14 protein-coding genes are annotated in these 13,763 nt (G+C 60.7%); 7 read left to right on the forward strand and 7 right to left on the reverse strand.

Annotated elements, in window-relative coordinates; all coding sequences use genetic code 11:
* The first annotated feature begins 224 nt into the window (after positions 1 to 224).
* A complete protein-coding gene (locus TK42_RS02850) occupies positions 225 to 1,688 on the forward strand; it encodes a glyceraldehyde-3-phosphate dehydrogenase (RefSeq protein ID WP_032803369.1) in 1,464 nt (487 codons plus the stop codon).
* A 184-nt stretch (positions 1,689 to 1,872) separates the two neighbouring features.
* Here TK42_RS02850 and TK42_RS02855 read toward each other — a convergent pair whose 3' ends face one another.
* Entirely contained in the window at positions 1,873 to 2,406 is a 534-nt protein-coding gene (locus tag TK42_RS02855; protein WP_078820627.1) for a chalcone isomerase family protein, read from the reverse strand.
* Positions 2,407 to 2,619: 213 nt separating this feature from the next.
* Between TK42_RS02855 and sthA the strand changes: the two genes are divergently transcribed.
* Entirely contained in the window at positions 2,620 to 4,014 is a 1,395-nt protein-coding gene (sthA, locus tag TK42_RS02860; RefSeq protein ID WP_043047489.1) for a Si-specific NAD(P)(+) transhydrogenase, read from the forward strand.
* 42 nt (positions 4,015 to 4,056) lie between these two features.
* Here sthA and TK42_RS02865 read toward each other — a convergent pair whose 3' ends face one another.
* Both TK42_RS02865 and TK42_RS02870 read right to left on the reverse strand, forming a co-directional pair.
* Complete coding sequence (locus TK42_RS02865; protein ID WP_003172585.1) at positions 4,057 to 4,779, reverse strand: glycerophosphodiester phosphodiesterase family protein; 723 nt, start codon at positions 4,777 to 4,779, stop codon at positions 4,057 to 4,059.
* Between the two features lie 44 nt (positions 4,780 to 4,823).
* The gene (locus TK42_RS02870) at positions 4,824 to 5,402 is read right to left on the reverse strand and encodes a PilZ domain-containing protein (protein ID WP_078820629.1); all 579 of its coding nucleotides are present in this window, start codon (positions 5,400 to 5,402) and stop codon (positions 4,824 to 4,826) included.
* Positions 5,403 to 5,496: 94 nt separating this feature from the next.
* Here TK42_RS02870 and TK42_RS02875 point away from each other — a divergent pair, with 94 nt between their 5' ends.
* The 3 genes from TK42_RS02875 to TK42_RS02885 are packed head-to-tail and all read left to right on the forward strand — an operon-like array spanning position 5,497 to position 8,743.
* Positions 5,497 to 6,747 (forward strand): lipoprotein-releasing ABC transporter permease subunit, encoded by a 1,251-nt coding sequence (locus TK42_RS02875; RefSeq protein WP_032877209.1) that lies wholly within the window; start codon positions 5,497 to 5,499, stop codon positions 6,745 to 6,747.
* 7 nt (positions 6,748 to 6,754) lie between these two features.
* On the forward strand, positions 6,755 to 7,438 hold the full coding sequence (gene lolD / locus TK42_RS02880; RefSeq protein WP_019818240.1) for a lipoprotein-releasing ABC transporter ATP-binding protein LolD: 684 nt from the start codon (positions 6,755 to 6,757) through the stop codon (positions 7,436 to 7,438).
* Positions 7,439 to 7,498: 60 nt separating this feature from the next.
* On the forward strand, positions 7,499 to 8,743 hold the full coding sequence (locus tag TK42_RS02885; protein WP_005786190.1) for a lipoprotein-releasing ABC transporter permease subunit: 1,245 nt from the start codon (positions 7,499 to 7,501) through the stop codon (positions 8,741 to 8,743).
* Between the two features lie 117 nt (positions 8,744 to 8,860).
* On the opposite strand, the gene TK42_RS02890 is transcribed toward TK42_RS02885, so the two are convergent.
* Positions 8,861 to 10,207: a heavy metal sensor histidine kinase gene (locus TK42_RS02890; protein WP_103733541.1), complete on the reverse strand. Its 1,347-nt coding sequence runs from the start codon at positions 10,205 to 10,207 to the stop codon at positions 8,861 to 8,863.
* On the reverse strand, positions 10,204 to 10,884 hold the full coding sequence (locus TK42_RS02895) for a heavy metal response regulator transcription factor (protein WP_005786195.1): 681 nt from the start codon (positions 10,882 to 10,884) through the stop codon (positions 10,204 to 10,206). The genes TK42_RS02890 and TK42_RS02895 overlap by 4 nt, the downstream gene beginning before the upstream one ends.
* A 182-nt stretch (positions 10,885 to 11,066) precedes the next feature.
* Between TK42_RS02895 and TK42_RS02900 the strand changes: the two genes are divergently transcribed.
* Positions 11,067 to 11,564: a plastocyanin/azurin family copper-binding protein gene (locus TK42_RS02900; RefSeq protein WP_371920235.1), complete on the forward strand. Its 498-nt coding sequence runs from the start codon at positions 11,067 to 11,069 to the stop codon at positions 11,562 to 11,564.
* Between the two features lie 66 nt (positions 11,565 to 11,630).
* Positions 11,631 to 12,461 (forward strand): NADPH-dependent 7-cyano-7-deazaguanine reductase QueF, encoded by an 831-nt coding sequence (gene queF, locus TK42_RS02905; RefSeq protein WP_032877206.1) that lies wholly within the window; start codon positions 11,631 to 11,633, stop codon positions 12,459 to 12,461.
* Positions 12,462 to 12,599: 138 nt separating this feature from the next.
* Here the strand turns inward: queF and TK42_RS02910 are convergent, their stop codons facing one another.
* Together TK42_RS02910 and TK42_RS02915 are read right to left on the reverse strand one after the other, a co-directional pair.
* Complete coding sequence (locus tag TK42_RS02910) at positions 12,600 to 12,866, reverse strand: DUF4404 family protein (protein WP_103733543.1); 267 nt, start codon at positions 12,864 to 12,866, stop codon at positions 12,600 to 12,602.
* A 111-nt stretch (positions 12,867 to 12,977) separates the two neighbouring features.
* Positions 12,978 to 13,586, reverse strand: coding sequence for a phosphatase (locus tag TK42_RS02915; protein WP_103733544.1), 609 nt, complete (start codon positions 13,584 to 13,586; stop codon positions 12,978 to 12,980).
* Between the last annotated feature and the right edge of the window lie 177 nt (positions 13,587 to 13,763).

Consider the following 13,763-nt stretch of genomic DNA (forward strand, 5'->3'; position numbering starts at 1 on the left):
AACAATGACCGGTTTTGACTCAATATGTAGTGCCAAAATGCGCGAATGTTTAGGAGTGTTACGGACAAGTCGGCGATGGTGCTGGACTAGTGGCCTTCTGGAACCCCCGTATTTACTGGGCTGTAGCGCGGAGGTATTTTCTTGCAAGGGCTTTTTGTTGCCCCTCGCGCATTGCTCAACGGCCAGTCGGGCGACATAATGTAGCCCCTTTTTTCTGCCCCTACATGTGGAAGGTTCCCGTGACTCAGAAGCCCGACCAGTGTCTTGGTGAATGGATCGACCGTGAAGCACTCGCAGAAGCGATGATTCCGCTTATCGGCCAGCTGTACCGCAATAACAATGTGGTGAGCTCGATCTATGGCCGCAGCCTGATCAACCAGTCTGTCATCGCGATTCTCAAAGCTCACCGCTTTGCGCGCCATCGCTCCGCCGACGACAGCGAACTCTCCGTCCACGAAACATTCCCACTGCTTAAAGCCATGAGCGAGCTCAAGCTCGGCGCGGCCTCGGTAGACCTGGGCAAGTTGGCCTACAAATTCCGCAAGGAAGGCGCCGGCCGCAGTGCCGAGCAGTTCGTGCGTGAAGAAATGGCCGATGTGGTTGGCCAGCAAAACGCCGCGGCCCGCAAGGGCACCGACGTGGTGCTGTACGGCTTCGGCCGTATCGGCCGCCTGCTGGCGCGCATCCTGATCGAGAAAACCGGTGGCGGCGACGGCCTTCGCCTGCGTGCCATCGTGGTGCGCAAAGGCGCCGAGAACGACCTGACCAAACGCGCCAGCCTGCTGCGTCGCGACTCGGTACACGGCTCGTTCAATGGCACCATCACCATTGACGAAGAAAACAACACCATCACCGCCAACGGTAACCTGATCCAGGTGATCTACGCGAAGAACCCGACCGAGGTGGATTACACCCAGTACGGCATCCAGGACGCCCTGCTGGTGGACAACACCGGCGTATGGCGTGATGCCGAGGGCCTGGGCCAGCACCTGGCTTGCCCGGGTATCGACCGTGTCGTGTTGACCGCGCCTGGCAAAGGCAAGCTCAAGAACATCGTGCACGGCATCAACCACGCTGAAATCACCGCTGACGACAAGATCGTGTCCGCCGCTTCCTGCACCACCAACGCCATCGTGCCGGTGCTCAAAGCTGTGAATGACAAGTTCGGTATCGTCAACGGCCACGTTGAAACCGTTCACTCGTACACCAACGACCAGAACCTGATCGACAACTTCCACAAGGGCGATCGCCGTGGTCGTAGCGCCGCGTTGAACATGGTGATCACCGAGACCGGTGCTGCCACCGCTGCTGCCAAGGCCCTGCCTGAGCTGGCCGGCAAGCTGACCGGTAACGCGATCCGTGTACCGACGCCGAACGTGTCGATGGCCATTCTCAACCTCAACCTTGAGAAAGCCGCCACCCGCGAAGAGATGAACGAGTACCTGCGCTACATGGCGCTGCACTCCGACCTGCACAAGCAGATCGACTTCGTCAACTCGCAGGAAGTGGTCTCCACCGACTTCGTTGGCTCGCGCCACGCCGGTGTGGTGGACGCTGAAGCGACCATCACCCAGGACAACCGTGTTGTGCTGTACGTGTGGTACGACAACGAGTTTGGCTACAGCTGCCAAGTGGTTCGCGTGATGGAAGACATGGCTGGGGTCAACCCGCCTGCGTTCCCGCGCTAAGCCTTTGGGCTGAATGAGAAAGCCCCGACTGGTTCGGGGCTTTTTTATGGCTGTGGATTTTGTGTCGCCTGGAGGGCCTCATCGGGGGCAAGCCCCCTCCCACATTGGGTCGTATTCCTTCAGGGTGGCCTCGGTCAACTGTGGGAGGGGGCTTGCCCCCGATGGCGGTGCTACAGCCGACACATCAATTCAGCAACTTGTCGCGCAACTCATCAGACAGCCCTTTGGGCGCCAGCCAGATGCCCAGGTAGGCCCGCGCCAGTTCCTCATCACGACTGCTGAACACCACCTGCTCATTGATCTCCAGCTTCAACCCACGGCCCGGACGAAAATCCAGGGCATAACGATCACCGCTGCGGACGTTGCGAAAGCTGGCGTGCAACTGATCCAACTGCGGCTTTAATCGAGCATTGGCTTGCTGGCGTTCCAGGGTTACCGTGGCCGCCTTGATTACATCATCGCGGTCAATGTCGCGAAAGTAATACAACGCCAGGCGCACAGCCTTCTGTTGCTCCCAGGCTTGCTTTGCAGCGAGGTCAGCCGGTGCATACAGCGCCGCCGCATACACATCCGCCCAAAGATAGTTGAACACCGCCTGGTTTTTCAGGGCCAGCCCCTCGACCTGTGCGGGGAAGCTTGCCTGCTTGAGCCGCTTCGCATCGTTCGCGTGCGTCGTGAGCGACACTATCAGCATTAAACAAAAAAATAGTTGTCGCATAAGGCTCACCCTCAATTCGGCGCTGATTTGCGTCCTGTAGTATGGCAACACTGGCCTACGACGCGACCAAGGGTTAATGTTCGCGGCGCTCGGCCTTCTATAGACTGTGCCCCGGTTCACACACTTGAGCCAAATTGTCCTTCATGACCGCTGGCCGCGGCATGATTTAGCCCGGCGTCCAACCGTACGCCTGGCCTGTTCTGAGGAGTACGCATGGCTGTCTACAACTACGACGTGGTGGTACTGGGTTCCGGCCCGGCTGGAGAAGGTGCGGCGATGAACGCTGCCAAAGCAGGGCGCAAGGTGGCGATGGTCGATAGCCGTCGTCAGGTCGGCGGTAACTGCACTCACCTGGGTACCATCCCGTCCAAGGCGTTGCGTCACTCCGTGCGCCAGATCATGCAGTTCAACACCAACCCGATGTTCCGGGCCATTGGCGAGCCGCGCTGGTTCTCGTTCCCGGACGTGTTGAAAAGCGCCGAAAAAGTCATCTCCAAGCAAGTCGCTTCGCGTACCGGCTACTACGCCCGTAACCGCGTCGACCTGTTCTTCGGCACCGGCAGCTTCGCCGACGAGCAAACCGTCGAAGTGGTCTGCGCCAATGGCGTGGTCGAGAAGCTGGTGGCCAAGCACATCATCATCGCCACCGGTTCGCGCCCGTATCGCCCGGCGGACATCGATTTCCACCACCCGCGTATCTACGATAGCGACACCATCCTCAGCCTGGGCCACACCCCGCGCAAGCTGATCATCTACGGCGCTGGCGTAATCGGCTGTGAATACGCCTCGATCTTCAGCGGCCTGGGTGTATTGGTGGAACTGGTGGATAACCGCGACCAGTTGCTCAGCTTCCTCGACTCGGAAATTTCCCAGGCGTTGAGCTACCACTTCAGCAACAACAACATCACCGTGCGCCACAACGAAGAGTACGAACGGGTCGAAGGCCTGGACAACGGCGTGATCCTGCACCTCAAGTCCGGCAAGAAGATCAAGGCCGACGCCTTGCTGTGGTGCAATGGCCGTACCGGCAACACCGACAAGCTGGGTATGGAAAATATTGGGGTCAAGGTCAACAGCCGTGGCCAGATCGAGGTGGACGAGAACTACCGCACCTGCGTAACCAATATCTACGGTGCCGGTGACGTGATCGGCTGGCCAAGCCTGGCCAGTGCCGCCCATGACCAGGGCCGTTCGGCCGCCGGCAGCATCGTCGACAATGGCAGCTGGCGCTACGTGAATGATGTGCCGACCGGGATCTACACGATTCCCGAGATCAGCTCCATCGGCAAGAACGAGCACGAACTGACCAAGGCCAAGGTGCCTTACGAAGTGGGCAAGGCGTTCTTCAAGAGCATGGCGCGTGCGCAGATTGCCGGTGAGCCGCAAGGCATGCTGAAAATCCTGTTCCACCGCGAGACCCTGGAAGTACTCGGCGTGCATTGCTTTGGCTACCAGGCGTCGGAGATCGTGCACATTGGCCAGGCGATCATGAACCAGCCGGGTGATCTCAACACCCTCAAGTATTTCGTCAACACCACCTTCAACTACCCGACCATGGCCGAAGCCTATCGGGTAGCTGCCTACGACGGCCTCAACCGGCTTTTTTGAGCGGCTCCGGCCGGTGGCCTGAGCCGGCCGGGGAGACCGATTTCAGTAATTCCCGAGAGTGGCAGTGGCCAAACCGGGAAAGTCTGTAATCAGGCTATCTACGCCGAAGTCGGCGAGCCTGCGCATCAGCGCAGGTTCGTTGACCGTCCACACGGATACATGCAAACCCTGGCGCTGGGCTTTCTCCAGGCGCTCAGGGGTGCATAACGTCCAGTTCAATGCCAGGTACTCACAGCCGTAGTTCTGCGCGACTTTCAACGGGTCGAGCCAGGCGTATTCGGCCACCAGGCCGCGTGACAGGTCCGGAGTGAGTTCTACCGCGGCTTTCAACACCTCCCGAGAGCTTGAGGTCACCGTAACCTTGTCCATCAGGCCAAAGCGTACGGCCATCTCACGAATTGCCAGCACGGTGGTTGCAGCGCGAGTGCGTGAAGCGCTTTTGACTTCCAGTTGCCAGTGATCGAAGTCGCACTTTTCGAACAGCTCCTCCAGGCGTGGGATCGGGCACGGGCTGACCCAACCCGGGCCGCCTTTGCGCGCGTCCATCTTCACCAGATCAGCCGCCGAGTACTCGACCACCTTGCCGCGCCGGTCGGCGGTGCGCTTGAGGGTCGGGTCATGGATGACCATCAGCTCGCCGTCCATGGACAGGTGCAGGTCCAGTTCGCAACGACGTACGCCGTGCTTGAGGCATTCCTGAAAACTGGTCAGGGTATTTTCCGGTGCTTCGCCTTTGGCACCGCGATGGCCGTAGATCAGGGTCACAGTTGCTCCTTTGCGCCAGGATCGCTGGCGGAATGAATAGGTATTCAGAGGTCGTCGCTTTGCTCTCGCGCCAGACGGCGTTCCTGCGCCTGCTTTTGCAGGATGTAGCGCGCCAGCAGTTGGCGTTGGGCATCGGTCATGGATTCGAATTCCGTGCCCACATCAAAGCCCTCGCCCTGGGGATCGCAATGGGTTACCCGTGCGCGCAGTAACAGGCCGAGCGCTTGGGGCATCAGCACCAGCTTGACTGCCAGATGGGTATCGGGGGCCAGCGGGGTAGGGTGCCGGAAGTCGATGCCGCCTTCGGAAAGAATCACCGGTTGCGGCGCGCCCACTTCAGCCAGCAGGCCGCGGGCCATGACTTGGCTGAGCAGATCCAGGCGCTTGTTTTGTACTTTGAGGAAGGCCGCCAGGCTGCGATCTTTCTCGCTGATCTGACGCAGCAGGTGCTGGGCTTCGAATTCGCTCAGGTGCAGTTCGCTGAGCAGATTGAACAGCGGCGAATCATCCAGCAACACTTCCTTGCTCGCCGCGTCGGGGCCAGACAATGTGCTGATTTGAAGTGCGATCATGTCGTCGATACGGTAGTATTCGCGGCGCTCTTCTTCATCTAATGTCGACATGGCGAACCCCAGGTAACGGTAATGGTCTGAGTGTAAAGCTGCTTACCAGACCCCGCCACCGGGACGTCTTCTTTTCCTCCGAACAAGCCCCGACATGTTCAGACCTCTCTTCGTATTTATCGGCACGCGTTATACCCGTGCAAAGCGTCGCAATCATTTTGTGTCGTTCATTTCCTTGACCTCGATGATCGGTCTCGCCCTGGGCGTGGTCGTGATGATCGTGGTGCTGTCGGTGATGAACGGCTTCGATCATGAGATGCGTACCCGCGTGCTGGGCATGGTGCCCCACGCGACCATCGAGGGCGATGCGCCCATCAACGACTGGCAAAGCCTGGCCGCCAAGGTCAAGCAGAACCCCAAGGTGGTGGCGGTCGCGCCGTTTACCCAGATGCAGGGGTTGCTGACCAACGACGGCAAGGTGCAGAAGATCCTGCTCAATGCCATCGACCCGGCCCAGGAACGCAACGTCTCGATCATCGACAAGTTCATGCAGCAAGGTAAGCTCGACGACCTGGCCCCTGGCAGTTTCGGCATCGTTATCGGTGACAAGGCCGCGGCCAAGCTCGGTGTGGGCGTTGGCGACAAGCTGACCTTCGTCGCTCCGGAAGTCACCGTGACCCCGGCGGGCATGTTCCCGCGCATGAAGCGCTTTACCGTGGTGGGTACCTTCCACGTCGGCGCCGGCGAGATCGACGGTTACATCGGCCTGACCAACCTTACCGACCTGGCCCGCCTGCATCGCTGGCAGCCGGACCAGGTGCAGGGCCTGCGGCTGAAGTTCAACGACCTGTTCGACGCCCCGCGCGGCGCCTGGGAAATTGCCCAGCACTTGGGTGAATCCGAGTATTACGCCCGCGACTGGACCCGTACCCACGGCAACCTCTACCAGGCCATCCGCATGGAGAAAGCCATGATCGGCCTGCTGTTGCTGCTGATCGTCGCCGTGGCTGCGTTCAACATCATTTCCACGCTGGTGATGGTAGTGAACGACAAGAAGGGCGATATCGCCATCCTGCGTACCCTGGGCGCCACGCCGGGGCAGATCATGGCGATCTTCATGGTGCAGGGCACCGTGATTGGCGTGGTCGGCACCCTGATCGGTACCGCGGTGGGCATTCTGGCCGCGCTGAACGTCAGCGCCGCCATCGCCTTGCTTGAAAAAGTGATCGGCCACAAGTTTCTCAACGCTGACGTCTACTTCATCGACTACTTGCCGTCCCAGGTGCAAACCCAGGACGTGCTGATGGTGGGCGGCGCCGCGTTGGTCCTGAGCTTCCTTGCCACCCTGTATCCAGCCTGGCGCGCGGCACGTACCCAGCCAGCACAGGCATTACGTTATGAGTGAATCGGGCATGAGTGAAAAAGCAATCCTGAGCTGCCGCAACCTGGGCAAATCCTACGAGGAAGGCCCGGAATCGGTGGTCGTGCTGTCGAACCTGCAACTGGAGCTGCATCCGGGCGAACGCGTGGCGATCGTCGGCAGTTCCGGCTCCGGCAAAAGCACCTTGCTGAACCTGTTGGGCGGCCTCGATACGCCGTCCCAGGGCAGCGTATGGCTGGCCGGCGAAGAACTGTCGGCGTTGAATGAAAAGGCTCGAGGCCAACTGCGTAACCGCTCGCTGGGCTTTGTGTACCAGTTCCACCACCTGCTGCCGGAATTCACCGCCCTGGAAAACGTGTGCATGCCGCTGTTGATCGGCAAGACCGCGATCCCGGAGGCGCGCCAACGTGCCACCGCCTTGCTGGAACGCGTCGGCCTCGGCCATCGCCTGGAGCACAAGCCGGCCGAACTCTCCGGCGGTGAGCGCCAGCGTGTGGCGATTGCCCGCGCCCTGGTGAACAACCCGGGCCTGGTGATGCTCGACGAGCCGACCGGCAACCTCGACTCCCACACCGCCCAGGGCATCAAGGACTTGATGCTGGAACTGAGCACCCAGATGCGCACCGCGTTCCTGGTGGTGACCCATGACATGAGCATGGCCCGGCAGATGGACCGCGTGTTGCACCTGCAGGAAGGTCACCTGGTCGCCATCTGACCTGTTTCAAGCCTGGCGCCTGGCGTCGGGCTTTTTCATTTTTTCAGGCGGTGTACGCGAATGTTCAGACCGTTATCCATTTTCATCGGCACGCGCTATACCCGCGCCAAGCGCCGTAACCGTTTTGTCTCGTTTATCTCGATGACCTCGATGATCGGCCTCGCCCTGGGCGTATTGGCCATGATCGTGGTGCTGTCTGTGATGAACGGCTTCCAGCGCGAAATGAGCTCGCGCATCCTCGGCATGGTGCCCCACGCCACCATCGTCGGCGTAAAGCCGATTGATGACTGGCAACCGGTGGCGGCTGCCGCGATGAAGAATCCGCAAGTTACAGCTGCGGTACCGTTCACACAGATGGACGGCATGTTCTCCTACAAGGGCGCCATGCAGCCGATCGAGATCAGCGGCGTCGACCCGGCCCAGGAAGGCAAGGTGTCGATCGTGACCCAGCACATCGTGCGCGGCAAACTGGACGACCTCAAACCCGGTGAGTTCGGCGTGGTGGTCGGTGATATCACCGCGCGGCGCTTTCGCCTGAACGTGGGCGACAAGCTGACCCTGATCGTCCCGGAACTCAGCAGCGCCCCGGGTGGCATCACCCCGCGTATGCAGCGGTTGAACGTGGTGGGCATCTTCAAGGTCGGCGCCGAGCTGGATGGCTCCATGGCCCTGATCCACATGGCCGACGCGGCAGAAATCCAGCATTGGCAGCCCAACCAGGTGCAAAGCGTGCGCCTGGCGGTGAAGGACTTGTACGCAGCGCCCAAAGTCTCGGCGGATATCGCTGCCAGCCTCGGCGCGGCTTACAAGCCGGATGACTGGACCCACACCCAGGGCAGCCTGTTCAGCGCGATGAAGATGGAAAAGACCATGATCGGTCTGTTGTTGCTGATGATCGTCGCAGTCGCTGCGTTCAACATCATCGCCACGTTGATCATGGTGGTGAACGACAAGGGCGCGGACATCGCGATCCTGCGCACCATCGGCGCCACGCCTCGGCAGATCATGGCGATCTTCATGGTGCAGGGCACGGTGATCGGCGTGGTCGGCACCTTGATCGGCGGCGTGCTGGGGGTAATTGCAGCGCTGAACGTGAGCGAACTGGTAGGTTGGCTGGAGCGGGTGAGCGGGCAGCATATCTTTAGTTCGGATGTGTATTTTGTCAGCAACCTGCCTTCGGAGCTGCAAGGTGGGGATGTGTTGCTGATTTGCTCGGCGGGGTTTGTGTTGAGCTTTTTGGCGACGATTTACCCGGCGTACCGGGCGGCGAAGATTGAGCCGGCGCATGCCTTGAGATATTCGTAAGGTCTTAGACCGCTATCGGGGGCAAGCCCCCTTCCACACTGGACCGCGTTTATACAGGAACAATGAGGTCAAAATGTGGGAGGGGGCTTGCTCCCGATAGGGCCGGCCCAGCTTGCATCAATCTCCCTTGGGCAACTCAATCACAAACCTGGTCCAGCCCGCCTGCGACTCACAATAAATCCTCCCCCCATGCGCCCGCACAATCGACTGGGTAATCGCCAACCCCAGCCCCGCATGTTCACTGCTGCCTGGCCGCCTTGACGGGTCGGCTCGGTAGAACCGGTCAAACAGCCGCGGCAACAGCTGCGCAGGAATACCTTCCCCGGTGTTCTCAACTGTCAGTGTCACGCCACTCTCTATCCGCACCCGCACTTCACCGCCTGGTGGAGTAAACCGCAGCGCGTTATCCAGCAAGTTCGACAGGGCCCGGCGCAACATGCCGCGATCGCCCAGCGTATGGGCGCTGCCTTCGCGTACCAGCGTGACCTGCGCATCCTCTGCCAGCAGGGTAAAAAACTCCAACAGTGCGTCGACCTCATCGCCCAGATTCAGGGCTTCACGGTTGGGCATCAGCAAGCCGTGGTCGGCCTTGGCCAGGTACAGCATGTCGTTGACCAGTTGCGCCATCCATTGCAACTCTTCGAGGTTGCTGTGCAGTGCCTCGCGGTAGTCCTCCAGCGGGCGCGGTTGAGTGAGGATGACCTGGGTCTGGGTCAGCAGGTTGGAGAGCGGCGTGCGCAGCTCGTGGGCGATATCGGCGGAGAACGCCGACAGGCGCTGGAACGCGTCGTCCAGGCGCCCCAGCATGGCATTGAAGGCCTGAGCCAGTTCCGCCAGCTCCACCGGCATTTGCGCCTGGGGCAGGCGTTGGGTCAGGGAGTGGGCGGATACGCTGGCGGCCACCTCGCCCATGCGCCGCAACGGTCGCAACCCACTGCGTGCGGCCCATGCGCCGAGCAGGGCGGTAGCCAGCGCGGAGAGGCCGACGGTCAGCCAGATCAAGCGTTGCATATGCTCCAGGAAGTGCTGGTGGTGGGTGATGTCGAGTATCAGGCTCAGCTGTGGCGAACCGGGTTGGCCGGGCGTCAACGGCGCGTTGTACACACGGTAGTCGGTGCCTGCGTTTTGCAGGCTGTGCAGGCCCGGGGCGGCGGGCACATTGAGGTTCGGCGCACCGTCCACCCAGCGCTGGCCGGCCGCCGTGATGCGCACGGTGAAGTCGGGCTGGTGATCCAGCTCGGCGCGCAATTGCGGGCCGCGCAGGGCGAAGGCTTCACGTGAGTCGACACCCTGCAAGGCACTGCGCAGGGCCACCAGCTTGCTGTCGAGCAGTTGCTGGTCCAGCTCGACGAAGTGCGCTTCGCTGGCGCGATTGAACAGTACGCCGGCGATCAACGAGACCACCGCGGTGCAGGCGGCAAACAGCAGCGCCAGGCGGCTGGTCAGGGACAGGCGCTTGATCACGTGAAGCGCTCCTCCAGCACGTAACCCATGCCGCGCACGGTGTGGATCAGTTTGTTGGGGAAGTTATCGTCGACTTTCAGGCGCAGGCGGCGGATCGCCACTTCGATAATGTTGGTGTCGCTGTCGAAATTCATGTCCCACACCTGGGACGCGATCAGCGTCTTGGGCAGCACCTCGCCCTGGCGACGCAGCAGCATTTCCAGCAGGGCAAACTCCTTGGCGGTGAGGTCGATGCGCTGGCCGTCGCGCTCGACGCGGCGACGGATCAGGTCCAGGCGCAGGTCGGCCAGTTGCAGGGTGGTTTCCTGCGGTGTGCTGCTGCCACGGCGTAACAAAGTGCGCACCCGGGCCAGCAGTTCGGAAAAGGCGAAGGGCTTGACCAGGTAGTCGTCGGCGCCCAGTTCCAGGCCATGTACGCGGTCCTCCACCGCATCGCGAGCGGTGAGGAACAGCACCGGCATGTCCAGGCCGGCACTGCGCACCGCCTGCAGGATCTGCCAGCCGTCGCGGCCCGGAAGCATCACATCGAGGATCAACAAGTCATAATCCCCGCTCAGCGCCAGGTGCTGGCCGGTCGTGCCGTCGGCCACCAGTTCGGTGGTAAAGCCAGCCTCGGCCAAGCCTTGACGCAGATAGTGGCCGGTTTTGGGTTGGTCTTCGACGATCAGCAGTTTCATGTTGGGCTCTTGGCAAGGGGTAAGCGCGGGCCTTTATACCGTGGGCGCAAGGGTATGGGCGCAAGCTGACAAAGTTGTAATCTAGCAGTCAGCTGGCTGGCAGCGAGGCTATCTTAAAGTGCGGCCCAAGCTGGTCACCTATTTTTGGAGCGTGAGAAATGGCGTTGCGTACATCCCTGTTAATGGCGGGCTGCTTATTGGCGCTTAGCTTCAATGCGCTGGCGGATGCGGCTCATGGTTACGCGTTCGGCCAGCCGGCTCCGGCAGCCAAGGCCACGCGTACCGTGGAAGTCACCCTGCGGGACATTGCCTTCGAGCCCAAGAGCCTGGACGTAAAAGCCGGTGAAACCGTGCGGTTTGTACTGGTCAACAAAGGCCGGTTGCTCCACGAATTCAACCTGGGCGACGCGGCGATGCATGCCGCTCACCAGAAAGAGATGCTGCAGATGCAAGCCAGCGGCATGCTCACCGCCACCGGTATGGGCAAGATGGACCACAGCGCCATGGGCCACGGCGATATGGGCGGCATGAAGCATGACGATCCCAACAGTGTGTTGGTGGAGCCGGGCAAGACGGCCGAACTGACGTGGACCTTCACCAAGGCCACTGGCCTGGAGTTCGCTTGCAACCTTCCCGGCCATTATCAGGCGGGCATGGTCGGCAAGCTGACCGTTGAGTGAGGCGTTTGTTAAGGCAGGGGGCAAAGGCTGGTAGACTGGCGCGGTTTATTTAGCCAGGTTTCCGCCATGCATCCCGCAGCCGAACATTCGCCGCTGGGCAAGTCCAGTGAATACATCTCTACCTATACGCCTTCGTTGCTGTTCCCGATTCCGCGTGCCGCCAAGTGGGCCGAACTGGGCCTGAGCGCCGACACCCTGCCGTACAAGGGCGTGGATTTCTGGAACTGCTTTGAATTGTCCTGGTTGCTGCCATCGGGCAAGCCGGTGGTGGCCATCGGTGAGTTCAGCATTCCGGCGGACTCGCCGAACATCATCGAGTCCAAGTCGTTCAAGTTGTACCTCAACTCGCTGAACCAGACTGCGTTTGCCGATACGCAAAGCCTTGAAGCTACCTTGCGCACTGACCTCAGCGCCGCTGCCGGCAAGCCGGTGACCGTGCGCATCCGCAGCCTGGCCGACATCGAGGCCGAAGGTGTGATGGCGTTGCCGGGTGCGTGCATTGACGGCCTGGATATCAATGTCAGCAGCTACGAGCACCCGCGCCCGGAGCTGCTGCGTTGCGATGACTCGCGTGTGGTGGAGGAGAGCGTGCACAGCCACTTGCTCAAATCCAACTGCCCGGTGACCAGCCAGCCGGATTGGGGCAGTGTGGTGGTGGAGTACCGTGGCGCGGCGCTGGATCACGCCAGCCTGCTGGAATATATCGTCAGCTTTCGCCAGCACTCGGACTTCCATGAGCAGTGCGTGGAGCGGATCTTCCTGGACTTGCAGCGCTTGCTCAAGCCGGAGAAGTTGACCGTGTATGCGCGCTATGTGCGCCGGGGTGGGTTGGATATCAACCCGTATCGCAGTACTGAAAATACCCAGTTCCTGAACGTGCGCCTGGCGCGCCAGTAAGCCTGCACACAAAACTAAATGTGGGAGGGGGCTTGCTCCCGATAGCGGCGTGTCAGTCACAGCATCTGTGTCTGAACTTCTGCTATCGGGAGCAAGCCCCCTCCCACATTTTGGTTTTTTGCTGGGCCTGTGTTCGGGTTAGATGCCGATATTGCCCAGGGTGATCATGATATTGCGCAATGTCCCGGAAATGACCGGGTGTTCAGCGTCGAACTCTATGGCCGCTTGATTCACATCGTCGGAAATACTGGGCGTCTGAGTCGCCGGTTCAAGTTCGAGTTGTAATTCAAACTTGGCAATCAGGGCTTCCAGCGCTTCACGTTTTTCTTCCGACAGCGGCGGGTCCTGTTCCAACTGCCCACGCAGAATCTCGACCTGTTCTTCCAGCTTTTTGCGATCAGGCATGACGTTCTTTCCTTTTATCGATAGTCACTGGCATAGACCGCGGCGCGCCGGGAAAGGTCTACGGGCTGGCCTCTAGATTAATCCACTGCGGCCAACTGTGCATGATCTTGATCAGGGCTTCTCGCCTTTGAGCCGGCGCAGGCTGATGTCCGCCAGGCAACTGCCCAACTCGCCCAGGTGGTCGATCACCGAGTGCACGCCCAGGCCATAGAGCGCTACCGTCGCCTTGCCGCGCTTGTATTCGCGTTGTTGCGCGGTCAGTGCCTGCCATTGCTCGGGTGACAGGCCGCAGAGCGAGCCACAGGAGGCCAGGCCGATAGTCCACAACCCGGCATTCAAGCCCGATTGCAGCAGGCGCGGCTCGCCGCTGACCAGCACGCAGCCTTCCAGGCGCTCAATGTTCAACTCCATCAAGGCTTGCCAGCAGGCGTGGGGCGCGGGCCAGCGGATGGAGGAGGGCGAGGCGGCCTTGATCCAGCTCGGCAGGCTGTCGGAAAGGGGCGCGGTCACCGATGGGGGCAGTTCATCCAGCCAGGCGCAGGGCACGCCTTGTTCTTTCAGGCTACGCAGGCTTTTCAAGGCGCCGGGTGTAGCCACGCAGCCGGGGCAGGGCGAGTCGGTACGCGCCAGGGAACCGAAATCCACCAGGCAGCCACTCAGGCCAAATAGCACGGCGGTCAACGAGGAGGCTGTGGCGATGGCAATCTCGGCGTGTGGCATCTGAACGTCCCTGAAATAGCAGCAACACTATCGGGGTGGCATGACAAGGCCATGACACTGACAGTGTTTGTAGGAATTTTGTGCATTTTTCGTGAGACAGGATCCTGGTAGCTGCCTAAACACACACTTCCGTCATATACTGACGGCCTTATTCAGGGCATAGCGCCCATGACAGAC

This window comes from Pseudomonas sp. GZJR-8 (genome assembly GCF_002916705.1).
Classification (GTDB): domain Bacteria; phylum Pseudomonadota; class Gammaproteobacteria; order Pseudomonadales; family Pseudomonadaceae; genus Aquipseudomonas; species Aquipseudomonas synxantha_A.